This is a genomic window from Rhodovulum sp. BSW8 (assembly GCF_003314725.1).
Lineage (GTDB): Bacteria > Pseudomonadota > Alphaproteobacteria > Rhodobacterales > Rhodobacteraceae > Rhodovulum > Rhodovulum visakhapatnamense.
On record NZ_QNVX01000073.1, the window covers coordinates 1 to 1,521 of the forward strand.

Below are 1,521 nucleotides of genomic sequence, written 5' to 3' on the forward strand. Positions count from 1 at the left end.
GCAGGGATCGGATGTGTCCTGTCGTGCGATCTGTGAGTGTCGTTTTCGCGATGCCGCGTCGTCGCTCGGAGCCCCCAGGCCGGGTGGCTGGCTGAGGAAAATGTGCGCCCGAATCCGTTTCCCGGGTTCACGGTATGTGCATGTGTTGTTCTATACAACTCAGGCGGTTAGAGCACTGAGGTCGCGCGACCTTCCGGTGATTTAGGTTCTGGCGCCGCAAGGCGTGGGGGTTCGAGTCCCTTCACCCGCACCATTATGAAATTTAACAATAATTCGCCTTGTCGGGGGAGGCTTCGGTACCCCCTGCGGCGGCGGTTTTCCGCATAGTTTTCCGGTTTCCCGTTCTGTTCATGTTCTGTCCCTGCGATCCTGGGCTTGCCTGGACAGGCGCCTTTGGTTCGCTCCGGCGCGGTACTTCTGGACCATCTGCAACGTGCGGTGCCCCGTCACGGCAGCAATCTCGCTGTCGCTGCACCCGGCTTCCGCAAGCTGCATCGCAGCGGTGTAGCGCCATCCATGAATGACATAGGCCGTGGCGCCGATCTTCTTCCTGACGCCTTCGACCAGTCGCTGCACGGTCCTCTTGCCGAGGGGGTGTGTCAGGTTCTTGGCGAGGATGAAGCGGCCGGTTCGGGGCAGGGCATCGAGATATTCGCGCAGGTCGGCAGGACATGCGACCCATAGGCGCTGGCCGGTCTTTCCCTGCACGACGGCAATGGCGTCGCCGTCGTAGTGGTCCCATTCCATTTTGCACAGGTCGCCAAGCCGTTGGCCCGTTCCCACGCCCAGATGGTATGCGGTCAAGGCCGTGCCTTCGGCCTCACGCGAAAAGGCATCAAGTGCCCAAGGCGGCCATGGTTCGTAGCTGCCGCCTTTGAGCTTCTCCACATTCTCGGCCGGGTTGAAGTCGATCCATTCCAGATCCCGCGCATGACGCGCGAGTATCGAGAGCATTTCGACCATTGCGTTTGCCTTTCGCCAGTGCTCCGCATGAGTGTCGCGGGCCGCGATGACGTCGCGGCGGCGCAGGCGCGTGAAGTCCTTCGGCCCGTTCTTGGCTCTGATCTGGTCGAGCGTGCGGCGGTATTCCTTGCGTGTGGTTGGGGCCTTCGCGAGAAAGGCCGGTGAGGCAAGATAGCTGGTTATGAGGGCGTCGAAGCTTGTCTTGACGGCGACATTTCTGCCCGACCGGCAGGCCCAATAGGCGTGATCGAACTCGGGACTGTCGGGGTTGTCCGGAAGACGCACGAATTTCTCGTTTCGGCGGAAATAGTAGTAGGTCCTTCCCTTCACCGTGCGACGGGAAACGTAGGGCCGCTGTGTCCGCTTCACCATTCGAACCTCTCCCGCGGCACCTGACCATCGAGAACTGCCCTCAGATCGGAGGCGCGCCAGCGTTCCAGACCGGGAACGAGCTCGATTGGAGGCGGCAATACCCCTCTGTTAGGCTCAGGACCCATTGATCTGCTTGAAACCGCTACGGCTGAATGATTCAAGCTCCCGGACTGACGGTGGGTGATG

General features: G+C 61.1%; 1 protein-coding gene. It reads right to left on the reverse strand.

What is annotated here, in order from left to right:
* Positions 1 to 348: 348 nt before the first annotated feature.
* Positions 349 to 1,335: a tyrosine-type recombinase/integrase gene (locus tag DSD19_RS21140; RefSeq protein ID WP_113671005.1), complete on the reverse strand. Its 987-nt coding sequence runs from the start codon at positions 1,333 to 1,335 to the stop codon at positions 349 to 351.
* Positions 1,336 to 1,521: the final 186 nt, after the last annotated feature.

Bases quoted from the DNA above. Each gene is read 5' to 3' on its own strand.
- DSD19_RS21140 (WP_113671005.1), bottom strand. From the start codon at position 1,335: ATGGTGAAGCGGACACAGCGGCCCTACGTTTCCCGTCGCACGGTGAAG.